We start from the raw sequence: 14,157 nt of genomic DNA, 5'->3' as shown, positions 1-14,157 counted from the left end.
GGGATTTGGGGGGGATTTTGCAAAGGTCTCGGAATATATATTATATTTTCAGATAGATACTAGAAACCGAGCAGGCGCAAGCCTGCTTTTTTTGCGCCCAATGCCTGAAATCCCTATAGGGGAAATTATGAAAAAGTAGCGGTTACCGCGGTTACCTTTGTTAAATTCATTGATTTGAAAGGGAAAAAAGGTAACCGTTTACACAATTTAAAACGGTTACCCAGCGGTTACCGCGGTTACCAGTTTATAATCATATAGTTATCGTGAAAAGATTTGTAAGTAACCGCTGGTAACCGTTGGGCTTTTGAAAAACGGTTACCTTTTATTCGTTTTAAATCAACAGATTAAATAGAGGTAACCGCGGTAACCGCTGCTTTTTATGTGCCTATAGAGGTTTTTTCAGACAGCCTTTTTTGACTGCTGACAGGAAACATTTTTGACTTTTGCGGAAGCGGCGGCCTGCCCTATACGGGAAATCTCGCCAAACCCTGACAGGGTAGGGCTATACTGTATTTTTCATGCGGGATATAGCGTGATGAGCGTGGATAAAGTGGGATGGTTTTTTTTGTCGTATTGGGGCAACAAGGCCGCCTAAATTTGCCTTGGACAAAGCAGCCTGTTGGTAATTTTGTTGGTATTTTCTAAATTTTAAATAATAATATTTATATTTATCAAATATATAATATATCGGTTAGTGTCTCTCCGTCGCACTAAAGTTTTTATATTTTTCATGATGTTATGTGTCGCTTGGTGCAAATGTGGTGCAAATCACATCATCGGGCGTTTTTCTTTTTGGCGGTCTAGTCATCCTTCGACTTATTCTTTTTTCCACCAAAATCGTTTTCTTCGATACGGATATTCGCGATGGTAATATCTGGATGTAGTGCCGGACGATATGGAACAAGCCGAACTATCGGGATGCCGGGTATGCAATGTTGATCTTAAGGCCGTCTGAAATGGCGGGCTTTACTTTGGGGATAAAGGATGGGGAAATCCGTTGCTCTAAGGCGGCATTAATCTTCACGAGCGCATCCAATGAAAATTTATCAATTTTTCCATTAAATCAGGACAAGGCGACGAAGTCGCAGACAGTGCAGACAGTACAGATAGTACGGCAAGGCGAGGCAACACCGTACTGGTTTAAAGTTAATCCACTATAAAAGGCCGTCTGTTCAGACGGCCTTTTGCCATATGTGGGTTATGTCCTGCCCAGTAGTTTTTTTGCCCGTTCGATAACCGGGATGTCGACCATTTGTCCGTCTATTTGGAATACCGGTGAGCCGTTTTGTTCGTATTCTGTTAAAACTTTTTCGGCAAATTCGAGTGTTTCTGCCGAGGGGCGCAACATCAGTTTGGTAACGGCCACTTGTTTGGGGTGGATGCAGAGCATGCCGCCGAAGCCCATGTCGCGCCAGAAGGCGGTAAATGAGCGCAGGCCTTCGTTGTCGGAAAAATCGGGGAATACGGTTTCAATCGGCGGGCGCAGGCCGTTGAGGTGGCTGTGGAGGAGGAGGTCGGTGCGCAGTCGGTTGAAAAATACGTCCGCCGCCGCCGTGCCGGTTTGGATGCCTAGGTTGTTGGACAGGTCGAGGCAGCCGTAGGAAAGGGCGTGCAGGCCGTGGGCGAAGGCCAGTTGGGGCAGGTTGAGTATGCCCAAAGTCGTTTCGAGGACGGCGATGACGGGTTTGCCGCTGCTTTGGTAGAGTGAGGTGATGTCGGCCGGGCGTTCGGCTTTCGGCAGGATGATGCCTTTTACCGCCGGCAGGTTTTGCAGGGCGGCGAGGTCGTCGGTGAAATGGGTGCTGTTTGCGGAGTTGATGCGGAGCCAAATCGGGCGGGCGTTTGCAGTGGCGCAGTAGTCGGCGATGTTAGTTCTGGCTTGTGCTTTGTTGGCAGGCGAGACGGAGTCTTCCCAGTCGGCAATGACTTCGTCGGCACCGATGCCGAAGGCTTTTGGGATGCGGTCGGGCTGGGTGGCTGGGACGAAGAGGAAGATTTTCGGTATGGGCTGATCCAACATGTTTTTTCCTTTTTCAGACGGCCTGTTTGCTGTTAATCGAACCGGTTTGGATTATACCGTTTTCATTATGTATCCACACTTCTGCTTTGCCTATATTTTCAGACGGCCGGTGCCGCGCCTGAAATGTGAGGTGGGACGGCGGGCGTGTGCTTTGACATTTGAAGGTGTGTTTCCGTATGTAAGGGGAGGCCGTCTGAAAGGTATCCGTTTCCGGAGGGAGGGTGGTTTGGAATGATTTGAACCGTTCTTTAGACTGCGGCGTTTTGTGGGTACTGTTGCGGTCTGCACGGTTCGGGCGGATTTTCAGACGGCCTCAGTGTGCTTTTAGCGGTGATGGTTAAAAAATGTGATTATAATTGCCTTTTTGCGAAAGGAGTTTTTTATGAGTAAAACGATTATTCACAGTGATCAGGCACCTTCGGCGATTGGTGCGTACAGTCAGGCCGTCAGGGCGGGGGATACTGTGTATTTGAGCGGTCAGATTCCGCTCGACCCGGCAACGATGGAGGTGGTTGGCAGTGGTGATTTCCGTGCCGAGGCGCATCAGGTTTTTAAAAATCTGCGTGCCGTGGCGGAGGCTGCCGGCGGTTCGCTGGACGATGTGGTCAAGTTGAATGCTTATCTGACGGATTTGGGCAATTTTGCTGTGTTCAATGAAGTGATGGCCGAATATTTCTCTCAGCCGTTCCCCGCGCGTGCGGCGGTCGGCGTGGCCGCTTTGCCGAAGGGCGTTCAGGTGGAAGCCGAGGCGGTTTTGGTATTGAATGCCTGACGGCTGGCCGATGGAGGCCGTATCGGCCTATGCTTGAAACAAAACACACAGCCTTTTTGCGGCTGTGTGTTTTGTTTTGCGGCCAGTCAATGGGCTTAGTGCTGGCAGTTCGGGCAGTAGAATGTGCCGCGTTGGCCGATGACGGTCTTTTCGATGCCGCCGCCGCATTGCAGGCAGGGTTGGCCTTGGCGGCCGTAGACTTTGTATTCTTGTTGGAAGTAGCCGCTTTTGCCTTCGCTGTCGACGAAGTCGCGCAGGGTGCTGCCGCCTTTTTCGATGGCGCGGCGCAGGGTTTCGCGGATGTGGTGTACCAGTGCCGCCGCTTCTTTGCGGCTGATTTGCATGGCGGGGCGGTTTGGGGCGATGCCGGCGGCAAACAGGCTTTCGTTGGCGTAGATGTTGCCTACGCCGACGACGGTTTTGTTGTCCATCAATACGCTTTTTATCGGGCTGCGGCGTTTTTTCAGGGCGTTGTGGAGGTAGTCGGCGGTAAAGCCGTTGCCCAGCGGTTCGGGCGCGAGGTTTTGCAGCAGGGGGTGGGTTTCTTCCGGGCCGGGATACCATGAGACAATGCCGAAACGGCGCGGGTCGTGGTAGCGCAGTAAGGTGCCGTCTGAAAATTCTATTTCGACATGGTCGTGTTTTCCTGCGTTGGGGATGTTGCCGGAGGTAAATATGCGCAGGCTGCCGGACATGCCGAGGTGGATGAGCAAGATGCCTTGGGGAAGATGGACGAGCAGGTATTTGGCGCGCCGTGTGCAGCGCAGGACGGTTTCGCCGTTGAGGGTGCCGTCCAAATCGGGCGGGACGGGGTGGCGCAGTTTTGCTTGGCGGACGGTGGTGCGGACGATTGTTTTGCCGGTGATGTGGGGCGCGATGCCGCGCAGGGTGGTTTCGACTTCGGGCAGTTCGGGCATGATGTTTGCGTGCTGGTATGTTTTCAGACGGCCTCCTGATGGGATGAGGCCGTCTGAAAGTGTTTAGAGGAAGCTGTGTTCGGCTGCGGGGAAGGTTTTGTTTTTGACAGCTTCCACATAGGCTCTGACGGCGGATTGGATGTCGGGCCGGCCGGACATGAAGTTTTTGACGAATTTGGCGGTTTTGCCGGGGAAGATGCCGAGCATGTCGTGCATGACCAAAACCTGTCCGTCGCAATCGACGCCCGCGCCTATGCCGATGGTGGGGCATGAGACGGTTTGTGTTACCCGCTTGCCCAATTCGGCAGGCACGCACTCCATCAGGATGATGGCGGCGCCGGCTTTTTCGTGGGCAACGGCGTCGTTGAGCAGGGCTTGCGCTTTGTCGCCTTTGCCTTGGACTTTGTAGCCGCCGAAGGCATGGACGGACTGGGGGGTGAGGCCGATGTGGGCGCAAACGGGGATGCCGCGCAGTTGCAGGAATTCGGTGGTTTCGGCCATCCAGACGCCGCCTTCGAGTTTGACCATATGCGCGCCTGCGGCCATCAGTTCGGCGGCGGCGGCGAAGGCCTGTTCTTTGCTTTGCTGGTATGCGCCGAAGGGCAGGTCGGCCACAATCATGGCGTTTTTGCTGCCGCGCGCGACGGCGGCGGTGTGGTAGCACATGTCGTTCAGGCTGACAGGCAGGGTGGAATCGCGTCCTTGGACGGTCATGCCCAAGGAGTCGCCCACCAGGAGTACGTCCACGCCCGCTTCGTCCATCAGGGCGGCAAAGCTGGCTTCATAGGCGGTGAGCATGGCGATTTTTTCGCCTTCGACCTTCATTTTATTCAGTGTGTTTACGGTAATCATGTTGTTTTAATTGTCTTTCAGGTTGAGGTAGTGGCGGTTGCCCTGCATGTGGCTGATGGTGCGCAGCAGCAGCTCGAAATGGTCGTCGTTGTCTGTGAAGTCCATGTCGTCGTTGTTGGCAATCAGCAGAGGGGCGTTGTCGTAAAGGTGGAAGAAGCGGCGGTATTCTTCGTGGATTTGGTTCAGGTAGCCCGACGGGAAGAGGTTCAGCGCGCCGACGCCGTTGCGGGAAACCAAGCGTCTTTGTGCCGCTTCGTTGCCTGTTTGCAGGTAGATGACGAGGTCGGGCAAGGGCATGTCGGGCATGACTTTGTGTTTGATTTCCCAGAACAGGTTTTGTTCGTTTGCCTGTTGGTTGTCATCTAAGACAACGGGGACGAAGATTTGGTCTTTTTCCAGCAGGAAGTCAGCCACCACGCGGCCGTTGCGTGTTTCTTCGGCGTTGATGATGTCGATGGCTTTGGCGCGGCGCATCAGGAAATGCAGTTCTGTCGCCAGGCCGTGGTTGGCGGCGTTTTGGTAGAACAGGTCGAGAAACGGGTTGGTTTCGGGGCTTTCCGTCAGGTAGAGGGCATTGAAATATTCGGCCAGCCTGCGGGCAAGGGCGGATTTGCCGCTGCCGATCGAGCCTTCGACGACGATGTATTGGTAGTCCATATGTTTTCCCTGTATTTGTGGTTGGCCGGATGCGGCGCGTTTTGGGGATGGCGCGATTATACGTTTTTGCCGCTTGGCGACCAAGCCGTTTGTTCGGTGGGATTTTTGTTTTCAGACGGCCTCTGTAAGCGGTGCGATGCCGTCCGTTCCCAAGGTTTCTGCCAGATCGCACGCGCTGCCGTGTCCGGGCAGCGGGTAGTCGGGTGCGATGTCGGCCAGCGGGCGCATGACGAAGGCGCGCAGGTGGGCGCGGGGGTGGGGCAGGGTGAGGGCGGGGTCGTCTTTTGTTTGGCCGCCGTAGTCGATGATATCTAAGTCTAAGGTGCGGGGGGCGTTGCGGAAGCTACGTTCGCGCCCGGCATCTTGTTCGACGGTATGCAGTAAGGAGAGCAGGGCGTATGCGTCCAGCGTGGTTTCGATTAGGGCGGCGGCATTGACGAAGTCGGGTTGGTCGGTATAGCCGACGGGTGCGGTGCGGTAGAGCGGCGACAGGCGGAGCGAGGCGATGCCGGGGTGTCGGGACAGGCGTTCGGCGGCGAGGCGTATGGTGTCGGTGCTTTCGCCGAGGTTGCTGCCGAAGGCGATAACGGCGGTAACGGGGGTGGTCATAGATATTTTTGAAGGTAAATCAAAGGATGGTTGATGTGTTTAGGAATGCCATTGTGAACCTTGGGAGATTTTGTCGGGTAAAACCGAATTTGTAAAGGCCGTCTGAAATTTGTGAAACTTGATTTTCCCTCGTAAACAGTCCATATTACCGCCATTCTTTTGCAAATTTTTAATGTTATGACCCACACCGTACACCTGCAATTCGAAGACATGGACAACACGGTCCTGCAACGCCTGACGGGGCCGCTCGATGCCCATCTTGCCACATTGGGCAAAGCTTTGGACATCCAAATCAGCCGACGTTTCGAACGTTTTACCTTTATCGGAAATTATGCCCACGCAGGCCGCCGTGCGCTGATTGAATTGGCGGGGTTGGCCGAGGGCCGGGATTTGAACGAGGACGACATCCAGTTGGCGGCCGTGGCGGCAAAAACGGCCGATGCGGAACACACCGAGCAGCGGCAGGACAAACAGTACTACCTGCAAACCAAACGTGGCAGCATAGGCGGGCGCACCCCGCGCCAAAACGGCTACATCCGCGCCTTGCTGAACCACGACATCGTGTTCGGGCTGGGCCCTGCTGGTACGGGTAAAACCTATCTGGCGGTGGCCTCCGCAGTCGATGCGATGGAAAAACACCAAATCGAACGCATCGTGCTGGTGCGCCCCGCAGTCGAGGCAGGCGAAAAACTGGGGTTCCTGCCCGGCGACCTGACGCAGAAAGTCGATCCCTACCTGCGCCCGCTGTATGACGCGCTGTACGATTTAATGGGTTTCGACCGCGTTACCAAACTGTTGGAAAAAGGCCTGATAGAAATTGCCCCATTGGCCTATATGCGCGGTCGCACGCTCAACGGCGCGTATGTGATTCTGGACGAGGCGCAAAACACCACGCCCGAACAAATGAAAATGTTCCTGACCCGCATAGGCTTCGGTGCCAAAGCCGTCATCACGGGCGATTTGAGCCAAATCGACTTGCCGAAAAACATCAAATCCGGCCTGAAGGACGCCAAGGAAAAACTGCGCGATGTGGAAGGGCTGTATTTCCACACCTTTACCAGTGAGGACGTGGTGCGTCATCCGTTGGTGCAGCGCATCGTTGAAGCCTACGAAGCGGCGGAAGAGGGCAAAGAGGCCGTCTGAAACCTGATTTTGGCCGGAAGATAAGTTTCATTTCGTTGAAACCGCGCCTTCAGACGGCCTGAATGCAAGAATAAACGATTAAGAATGATGAAGAACAAAGCATTGCTCATACTGCTGGCTGCCGCCGCATTCGGACTCTCCGCCTGCGGCAGCAGCGGCGGAAAAATCAAAACCGGCAGCCATAAAACCAAACACAAACCACAGGCTGCCGCCACAACGCCCAAAAACATCCGCATCGGCCACATCAACCGCATCGCCGGCGGGCAGGAACTGATGCTGCACAGCATGGATTTGGTCGGCACACCCTACCGCTGGGGCGGCAGCACCGATACCGGATTCGATTGCAGCGGCATGATCCAATATGTTTACAAAAACGCCCTCGGCGTGAACCTGCCGCGCAGTTCGCGCGATATGGCCGCCGCCAGCCGCACCATCAGCACGCGCGACCTGCAAACCGGCGATTTGGTATTTTTCAACACCTCCGGCTCGGGCATTTCGCACGTCGGCCTTTACTTGGGCGGCGGAAAATTCCTTCACGCCCCCCGTTCCGGCAGCACGGTGCAGACCGAAAGCCTGAGCAAGCCGTATTACGCGCAACGGTTGGTCAAGGCGGGCACGTTTTTTTAATTCCGCAGCAAAAGGCCGTCTGAAAACGCAGTTTCAACGAAGTTAAAACCATGTCGCGTGTTTCAGACGGCCTTTTGTTTTCAACATATTTGCTATTTGGGCAAATAATGTTCGACACTTTCCTTCAATATCCCAATCAAATCTTCGTCCATATAGCGGTAATCATCAGGAATATCCAATACGATGATTTCTTTGTGCCGCAAAGCGCGGGGGAACTGTGCCGACAGGCGGTTTTTGTGCTTTTGCTCCATAACAAAAACCTTATCCGCCCATGCGATGTCGGCAGCAGAAACAGTGCGCCGCGCATTGGGGCTTGTGCCCGCGGAACGGGTTTGAACATTCGGGTAACGGCGAAACACAAGCTCAGCAGTGGGGCTGCGCCATTGGTTGCGGCTGCAAATAAAAAGTGCGTTAATAGAAATTAAAAAAGGCGGAAAAATATCCGCCTCGTGAAAATCATCTCGATGAAATCGAAATGTGTTTTTTAAGTTAATCAAACCATTCGGCTTCAAATTCATGCTGCCTGAAGGGGTAAACAAAGCCCAGTTTTTGCGCGCGCTTGACTTTATTCCTGCGGAAATACATCAAATCCCACTTTTTCTCGGGCTTGCCCTCAAAAGGGTTTTTGCCGTGTACGCGATGGCTGGGGCGTTGGTTCTGATGCCGCCGCCATGCACGGCTGCGGCTTCGGTCTAGATTGTCCATTATCTGCTTTCTAACTTTGTTTCGAAAATCGGGTTCAGCAGCCGCGATTTTTTATGTATCCGGTTGTTCGGCAATAAATAATGAAAACGGGATTATAGCGAAAGTTTATCGTTTGTACCAGTAACCGGTTTGCAGAGTTGGTTAAAGGCCGTCTGAAAACCATCCCGAATGTTTTCAGACGGCCTTTGGTATATAAAGAGCAAATATTACAAATAATTAGGCGTGATTGAGTGAACATCGGCAGCGTATGGACGATAGTAAGGTAAAAGTTTCGATTTTTATTTGGAAACAATCGGTAGGACGGTCGAACGGAAAATAAAGCGGGGGCAGCCATTATGGGTAATAGGGCGTGATTTTCTTAATGTTTCATTAGCTTAGAAATTTATTTCCCTTGAGATGGGATGCCGTACTACCGTGGCGGAAGTTGAATGAACCCGCTTTAAAAGACAGCTGCCCCGCTTGCCTGGGACGACACCCCCTATACATTTATGTTAAAATTCGGCGAAATTTCTTTTATAAAATTCAACCATGACCGACGCAACTATCCGCAACGACCATAAATTCGCACTCGAAACCCTGCCCGTCAGCCTTGAAGACGAAATGCGCAAAAGCTATCTCGATTACGCCATGAGCGTGATTGTCGGCCGCGCGCTGCCCGATGTGCGCGACGGTTTGAAGCCGGTGCACCGCCGCGTGCTTTACGCCATGCACGAGCTCAAAAACAACTGGAACGCCGCCTACAAAAAATCGGCGCGTATCGTCGGCGACGTCATCGGTAAATACCATCCGCACGGCGATTCCGCGGTTTACGACACCATCGTGCGCATGGCGCAGGATTTCTCGATGCGCTACGTCTTAATCGACGGTCAGGGCAACTTTGGTTCGGTTGACGGTGACGGCGCCGCGGCGATGCGTTATACCGAAATCCGCATGGCGAAAATCGCCCACGAAATGCTGGCGGACATCGAAGAAGAAACCGTCAATTTCGGCCCGAATTACGACGGCAGCGAACACGAGCCGCTGGTGTTGCCGACCCGCTTTCCCGCGCTGTTGGTCAACGGTTCGTCCGGTATCGCCGTCGGCATGGCGACCAACATTCCGCCGCACAACCTCACCGACACCATCAACGCCTGTCTGCGTCTTTTGGATGAACCCGAAACCGAAATCGACGAATTAATTAACATCCTGCAAGCCCCCGATTTCCCAACCGGCGCAACCATCTACGGCTTGAGCGGCGTGCGCGAAGGCTATAAAACCGGCCGCGGCCGCGTCGTCATGCGCGGTAAAACCCATATCGAACCCATAGGCAAAAACGGCGAACGCGAAGCCATCATCATCGACGAAATTCCGTATCAGGTGAACAAAGCCAAGCTGGTGGAAAAAATCGGCGAGTTGGTGCGCGAAAAAACATTGGAAGGCGTATCCGACCTGCGCGACGAATCCGACAAATCCGGTATGCGCGTCGTTATCGAATTGAAACGCAATGAAAACGCCGAAGTCGTTTTAAACCAGCTCTACAAACTCACCCAGCTTCAAGACAGCTTCGGCATCAACATGGTCGCCTTGGTTGACGGTCAGCCGCGCCTGTTGAACCTGAAACAAATTTTGTCGGAATTCCTGCGCCACCGTCGCGAAGTCGTTACCCGCCGCACCCTGTTCCGCCTGAAAAAAGCGCGTCATGAAGGCCATATCGCCGAAGGTAAAGCCGTCGCCCTGTCCAATATCGACGAGATGATTCGGTTGATTAAAGAATCCGCCGACGCGCCTGAAGCCAAAGAAAAACTGCTGTCCCGCGCATGGCGAAGCGGTTTGGTGGAAGATATGTTGAGCCGTACCGACCTCGACCTGCGCATGGCACGCCCCGAAGGCCTGCCCGCCAACCTCGGCTTACAGGAACAAGGCTATTATCTGAGCGAAATCCAGGCCGACGCCATCCTGCGCATGAGCCTGCGCAACCTGACCGGCCTCGACCAAGAAGAAATTGTCGGCGACTACAAAACCATCATGGCAAAAATCATCGACTATTTGGACATTTTGGCGAAACCGGAACGCATCACCCAAATCATCCGCGAAGAATTGGAAGAAACCAAAACCAATTTCGGCGACGAACGCCGCAGCGAAATCAACCCGTTCGGCGGCGACATTGCCGATGAAGATTTGATTCCGCAACGCGAAATGGTCGTTACCCTGACCCACGGCGGCTATATCAAAACCCAGCCGACTACTGACTATCAGGCGCAGCGTCGCGGCGGACGCGGCAAACAAGCGGCGGCCACCAAAGATGAAGACTTCATCGAAACCCTGTTCGTTGCGAACACGCATGACTATTTGATGTGTTTCACCAACCTCGGCAAGTGTCACTGGATTAAGGTTTACAAACTGCCCGAAGGCGGACGCAACAGCCGCGGCCGTCCGATTAACAACGTCATCCAGTTGGAAGAAGGCGAAAAAGTCAGCGCCATCCTCGCCGTGCGCGAATTCCCCGAAGACCAATACGTCTTTTTCGCCACCGCGCAAGGCATGGTGAAAAAAGTCCAGCTTTCCGCCTTCAAAAACGTCCGCAGCCAAGGCATCAAAGCCATCGCGCTCAAAGAAGGCGACTACCTCGTCGGCGCCGCGCAAACCAGCGGCTCGGACGACATCATGCTGTTCTCCAACTTGGGCAAAGCCATCCGCTTCAACGAATACTGGGAAAAATCCGGCAACGACGAAGCGGAAGATGCCGACATCGAAACCGAAATTTCAGACGACCTCGAAGACGAAACCGCCGACAACGAAAATGCCCTGCCAAGCGGCAAACACGGCGTCCGTCCGTCCGGTCGCGGCAGCGGCGGCTTACGCGGTATGCGCCTGCCTGCCGACGGCAAAATCGTCAGCCTGATTACTTTCGCCCCCGAAGCCGCTCAAAGCGATTTGCAAGTGCTGACCGCCACCGCCAACGGCTACGGCAAACGTACCCCGATTGCCGATTACAGCCGTAAAAACAAAGGCGGACAAGGCAATATCGCCATCAACACCGGCGAGCGCAACGGCGATTTGGTCGCCGCAACCTTGGTCAGTGAAACCGATGACCTGATGCTGATTACCAGCGGCGGCGTCCTCATCCGCACCAAAGTCGAACAAATCCGCGAAACCGGCCGCGCCGCAGCAGGCGTTCGCCTGATTAATCTGGACGAAGGCGAGCAACTGGTCAGCCTCGAGCGGGTAGCTGAAGAGCCGGAAGACGCGTCAGCTTCAGGTGAAGAAAATACTACCGAGGCAAACGTAACGACAGAAGACAATACACCGCAATAAAGCAAGAAACAGGCCGTCTGAAAAACAATCTACGTTTTTTCAGACGGCCTCTATTTATCAACGTTTAATTTACTACAAGGATATTCAGATGAAACGGGAAACTATCGCCCTACACGCAGGCTATCAACCCGAGCCGACCACCAAATCCGCTGCCGTCCCGATTTACCAAACCACTTCCTACACTTTCGACAACACGCAGCATGGCGCAGACCTGTTTAACCTTGACGTTGCGGGCAATATCTACACCCGTATGATGAATCCGACCACCGCCGTTTTAGAAGAGCGTGTCGCCCGTTTGGAAGGAGGCATTGCCGCATTGGCTGTTGCCAGCGGTATGGCGGCGATTACCTATGCCGTTCAAACATTGGTTGAAGCAGGCGACAACATCATCGCAACCAAAACCCTCTACGGCGGCACATACAATTTCTTTGCCCACAGCCTGCCGCGCCAAGGCATAGAAGTGCGCTTTATCGATCCTGCCAAACCCGAAGAAATCGCCGCCAATACCGACAGCCGGACCAAACTGGTGTATTGCGAATCTATCGGCAATCCCGCCATCAATGTCGTCGATATTCAGGCATTCGCCCAAGCCGCACACGCTCAAGGGCTGCCACTGATGGTGGACAACACCGTCGCTACGCCCACGCTGTTCCGTCCCATCGAACACGGTGCCGACATCGTTATCCAATCCTTGACTAAATACATCGGCGGCCACGGCACAACGATTGGCGGTGCCATTATCGACGGCGGCAAATTCCAATGGGCAGGTAATCCGCGTTTTGACCGAACCTTCAACCAGCCGGACCCGTCCTACCACGGAGTAAACTACTGCGAACATTTTGGTGCGGCCGCCTACATTGCCCGCGCCCGCGTCGTCCCGCTGCGCAATACCGGTGCCGCCTTATCGCCGCACAGCGCGTTTTTACTGCTGCAAGGTTTGGAAACCCTCGCCCTGCGCATGGAGCGTCATTGTGAAAACGCCTTGAAAGTAGCCGAATTCTTAAAGAAACACCCGCAGGTCGAATGGGTAAACTATCCCGCCTTACCTGACAGCCCGTACAAAAACTTAATCGACCGCGACTACGGCGGCAAAGCCTCCGGTTTGCTGAGTTTCGGCATTAAAGGCGGACGCGAAGCCGGTGCGAAATTCATCGACGCACTGCAACTCTTCCTGCGCTTGGTGAATATCGGCGATGCCAAATCGCTTGCCACCCATCCCGCCACCACTACCCACCGCCAGCTTGACGATACCGAACTTGCCGCAGCGGGTGTCAGTCCCGATATGGTACGCCTGAGCGTGGGCATCGAGCATATCGACGATTTGCTTGCCGACTTGGCGCAGGCATTGGAAGCGGCACGGGTATAGCGGGCAGCAGTAATATTTAGGCGCAAAAACTGCCAAGTTGCCGCCCCTATTATTAAGAGGCCGTCTGAAAACCCTTTCCCCATTTGGGCAATACCGGTTTTCAGGCGGCCTCGATAAAGCACCCCCATAGATACAAATCGTGCCGAACGGATGATTCGGATGCTTAGGCATCTGAAAGGCCGTTCCTTTGAACCGAAATGCGGCTAAACGACCGAACAGCCGTTTATCCGCCTGCCGCTTCGGCAGCCTGTTTTTATCCACCTCCCGACCGACTTCCGCCCATACTATGGAACACATTGCCTCTGCCCAAAACAGCCGGATCAAACATCTGGCCAAACTCGCTGCCTCCACCGCCAAACGGCGCGCTTTCGGCCAAACCCTGCTCGAAGGTACGCACCTTTTGGAAGCCTTTTTGAACGCAGGCGGCAGGCCGGAATGCGTGTATGTGGCGGAAAACCGTTTGGAAGATGCCGAAATATCGGCATTGCTGCAACGGATGCCGTCTGAAAAAACCGTTTCCGTCGCCGCGCCGATGCTGGGCAGGCTGACCGGATTGGGGGAGGGCGGAAATATCGTCGCGCTGATTAAGCTGCCGTCCGCCGCAAAACTGCCGGAAGACGGCGACTGCGTCGTGCTGGAGCGGGTGCAGGACCCCGGCAATATCGGCACCATTTTGCGCAGCGCGGCCGCTTCGGGCGTGCGCGACATCGTGCTCGGTGCGGATTGTGCCGATGTGTGGTCGCCGAAAGTCCTGCGTGCGGCCATGGGGGCGCATTTCCTGCTGACGCTGCATCCCGATACCGATTTGGCTGTTTGGCGGCAGGGCTACCGTCCGCCGCTGCTGGCCACTGCGCTCGACGAACGCGCGTGCGGCCTGTACGGTTTGGATTTGCGCGACCCCTGCGGCTGGCTGTTCGGCAACGAAGGGGCGGGCGTCAGTGCCGAAATGCGCCGGGTTGCGGACCAGACGGTTAAAATCCCGATGGCCGGTGACACCGAATCGCTCAACGTCGCCATGGCGGCTACGGTGTGCCTGTTCGAGCAAATGCGCCAGCGTTTGCCTGCGGCGGAGTGAGGCCGTCTGAAAAGTATGGCCGAGTAGGGCGGCATATGTTCCATTGCCGCTATTGCCGATGAAGCGGGGTTCGCCCCCCCCAATCACATCAAAAACAAAAAACAAAGGCCGTCTGAAAAC

The 14,157-nt window shown here is 54.5% G+C and carries 13 protein-coding genes; 6 read left to right on the top strand and 7 right to left on the bottom strand.

The window, feature by feature from the left end:
• Positions 1-1,198: 1,198 nt before the first annotated feature.
• On the bottom strand, positions 1,199-2,020 hold the full coding sequence (locus HMPREF3107_RS09595; RefSeq protein ID WP_070455117.1) for an HpcH/HpaI aldolase/citrate lyase family protein: 822 nt from the start codon (positions 2,018-2,020) through the stop codon (positions 1,199-1,201).
• Positions 2,021-2,402: 382 nt separating this feature from the next.
• Here HMPREF3107_RS09595 and HMPREF3107_RS09590 point away from each other — a divergent pair, with 382 nt between their 5' ends.
• Positions 2,403-2,792 (top strand): RidA family protein, encoded by a 390-nt coding sequence (locus HMPREF3107_RS09590; protein ID WP_070455116.1) that lies wholly within the window; start codon positions 2,403-2,405, stop codon positions 2,790-2,792.
• Between the two features lie 95 nt (positions 2,793-2,887).
• Here HMPREF3107_RS09590 and mutM read toward each other — a convergent pair whose 3' ends face one another.
• From mutM to folK, 4 genes are all read right to left on the bottom strand, one after another.
• Positions 2,888-3,709, bottom strand: a complete 822-nt coding sequence (gene mutM / locus HMPREF3107_RS09585; protein WP_070455115.1) for a bifunctional DNA-formamidopyrimidine glycosylase/DNA-(apurinic or apyrimidinic site) lyase — start codon at positions 3,707-3,709, stop codon at positions 2,888-2,890.
• Positions 3,710-3,772: 63 nt separating this feature from the next.
• Positions 3,773-4,561, bottom strand: coding sequence for a 3-methyl-2-oxobutanoate hydroxymethyltransferase (panB, locus tag HMPREF3107_RS09580; protein ID WP_070455114.1), 789 nt, complete (start codon positions 4,559-4,561; stop codon positions 3,773-3,775).
• A gap of 6 nt (positions 4,562-4,567) precedes the next feature.
• The gene (locus tag HMPREF3107_RS09575; RefSeq protein ID WP_040666530.1) at positions 4,568-5,218 is read right to left on the bottom strand and encodes a deoxynucleoside kinase; all 651 of its coding nucleotides are present in this window, start codon (positions 5,216-5,218) and stop codon (positions 4,568-4,570) included.
• 111 nt (positions 5,219-5,329) lie between these two features.
• A complete protein-coding gene (folK, locus tag HMPREF3107_RS09570) occupies positions 5,330-5,827 on the bottom strand; it encodes a 2-amino-4-hydroxy-6-hydroxymethyldihydropteridine diphosphokinase (RefSeq protein ID WP_070455113.1) in 498 nt (165 codons plus the stop codon).
• Positions 5,828-6,004: 177 nt separating this feature from the next.
• Here folK and HMPREF3107_RS09565 point away from each other — a divergent pair, with 177 nt between their 5' ends.
• Positions 6,005-6,970, top strand: coding sequence for a PhoH family protein (locus tag HMPREF3107_RS09565; protein ID WP_070455112.1), 966 nt, complete (start codon positions 6,005-6,007; stop codon positions 6,968-6,970).
• A gap of 87 nt (positions 6,971-7,057) precedes the next feature.
• On the top strand, positions 7,058-7,597 hold the full coding sequence (locus HMPREF3107_RS09560; protein ID WP_070455120.1) for a C40 family peptidase: 540 nt from the start codon (positions 7,058-7,060) through the stop codon (positions 7,595-7,597).
• Positions 7,598-7,689: 92 nt separating this feature from the next.
• Here HMPREF3107_RS09560 and HMPREF3107_RS09555 read toward each other — a convergent pair whose 3' ends face one another.
• Positions 7,690-8,115, bottom strand: coding sequence for a low molecular weight protein tyrosine phosphatase family protein (locus tag HMPREF3107_RS09555; protein WP_246828626.1), 426 nt, complete (start codon positions 8,113-8,115; stop codon positions 7,690-7,692).
• Positions 8,087-8,302, bottom strand: a complete 216-nt coding sequence (locus HMPREF3107_RS09550; RefSeq protein WP_070455111.1) for a hypothetical protein — start codon at positions 8,300-8,302, stop codon at positions 8,087-8,089. The genes HMPREF3107_RS09555 and HMPREF3107_RS09550 overlap by 29 nt, the downstream gene beginning before the upstream one ends.
• 528 nt (positions 8,303-8,830) lie before the next feature.
• On the opposite strand from HMPREF3107_RS09550, the gene gyrA reads away from it, so the two are divergent.
• The 3 genes from gyrA to HMPREF3107_RS09535 all read left to right on the top strand — a co-directional run bounded on the left by gyrA (position 8,831) and on the right by HMPREF3107_RS09535 (position 14,037).
• Positions 8,831-11,596, top strand: a complete 2,766-nt coding sequence (gyrA, locus tag HMPREF3107_RS09545; protein WP_070455110.1) for a DNA gyrase subunit A — start codon at positions 8,831-8,833, stop codon at positions 11,594-11,596.
• Positions 11,597-11,684: 88 nt separating this feature from the next.
• Complete coding sequence (locus HMPREF3107_RS09540) at positions 11,685-12,962, top strand: O-acetylhomoserine aminocarboxypropyltransferase/cysteine synthase family protein (RefSeq protein WP_070455109.1); 1,278 nt, start codon at positions 11,685-11,687, stop codon at positions 12,960-12,962.
• Between the two features lie 286 nt (positions 12,963-13,248).
• Positions 13,249-14,037, top strand: a complete 789-nt coding sequence (locus HMPREF3107_RS09535; protein WP_070455108.1) for a TrmH family RNA methyltransferase — start codon at positions 13,249-13,251, stop codon at positions 14,035-14,037.
• Positions 14,038-14,157: the final 120 nt, after the last annotated feature.

Source organism: Neisseria sp. HMSC31F04 (genome assembly GCF_001807735.1).
Taxonomy (GTDB): Bacteria; Pseudomonadota; Gammaproteobacteria; order Burkholderiales; family Neisseriaceae; genus Neisseria; species Neisseria elongata.
This window is presented reverse-complemented; position numbering and strand designations above follow the sequence as displayed.

Coding starts and splice junctions, on each gene's coding strand:
- HMPREF3107_RS09550 (WP_070455111.1), bottom strand. CDS start 8,302: ATGGACAATCTAGACCGAAGCCGCAGCCGTGCATGGCGGCGGCATCAG.
- HMPREF3107_RS09575 (WP_040666530.1), bottom strand. CDS start 5,218: ATGGACTACCAATACATCGTCGTCGAAGGCTCGATCGGCAGCGGCAAA.
- HMPREF3107_RS09555 (WP_246828626.1), bottom strand. CDS start 8,115: ATGAATTTGAAGCCGAATGGTTTGATTAACTTAAAAAACACATTTCGA.
- mutM (WP_070455115.1), bottom strand. CDS start 3,709: ATGCCCGAACTGCCCGAAGTCGAAACCACCCTGCGCGGCATCGCGCCC.
- HMPREF3107_RS09560 (WP_070455120.1), top strand. CDS start 7,058: ATGAAGAACAAAGCATTGCTCATACTGCTGGCTGCCGCCGCATTCGGA.
- HMPREF3107_RS09565 (WP_070455112.1), top strand. CDS start 6,005: ATGACCCACACCGTACACCTGCAATTCGAAGACATGGACAACACGGTC.
- HMPREF3107_RS09540 (WP_070455109.1), top strand. CDS start 11,685: ATGAAACGGGAAACTATCGCCCTACACGCAGGCTATCAACCCGAGCCG.
- panB (WP_070455114.1), bottom strand. CDS start 4,561: ATGATTACCGTAAACACACTGAATAAAATGAAGGTCGAAGGCGAAAAA.
- HMPREF3107_RS09595 (WP_070455117.1), bottom strand. CDS start 2,020: ATGTTGGATCAGCCCATACCGAAAATCTTCCTCTTCGTCCCAGCCACC.
- gyrA (WP_070455110.1), top strand. CDS start 8,831: ATGACCGACGCAACTATCCGCAACGACCATAAATTCGCACTCGAAACC.
- HMPREF3107_RS09590 (WP_070455116.1), top strand. CDS start 2,403: ATGAGTAAAACGATTATTCACAGTGATCAGGCACCTTCGGCGATTGGT.
- HMPREF3107_RS09535 (WP_070455108.1), top strand. CDS start 13,249: ATGGAACACATTGCCTCTGCCCAAAACAGCCGGATCAAACATCTGGCC.
- folK (WP_070455113.1), bottom strand. CDS start 5,827: ATGACCACCCCCGTTACCGCCGTTATCGCCTTCGGCAGCAACCTCGGC.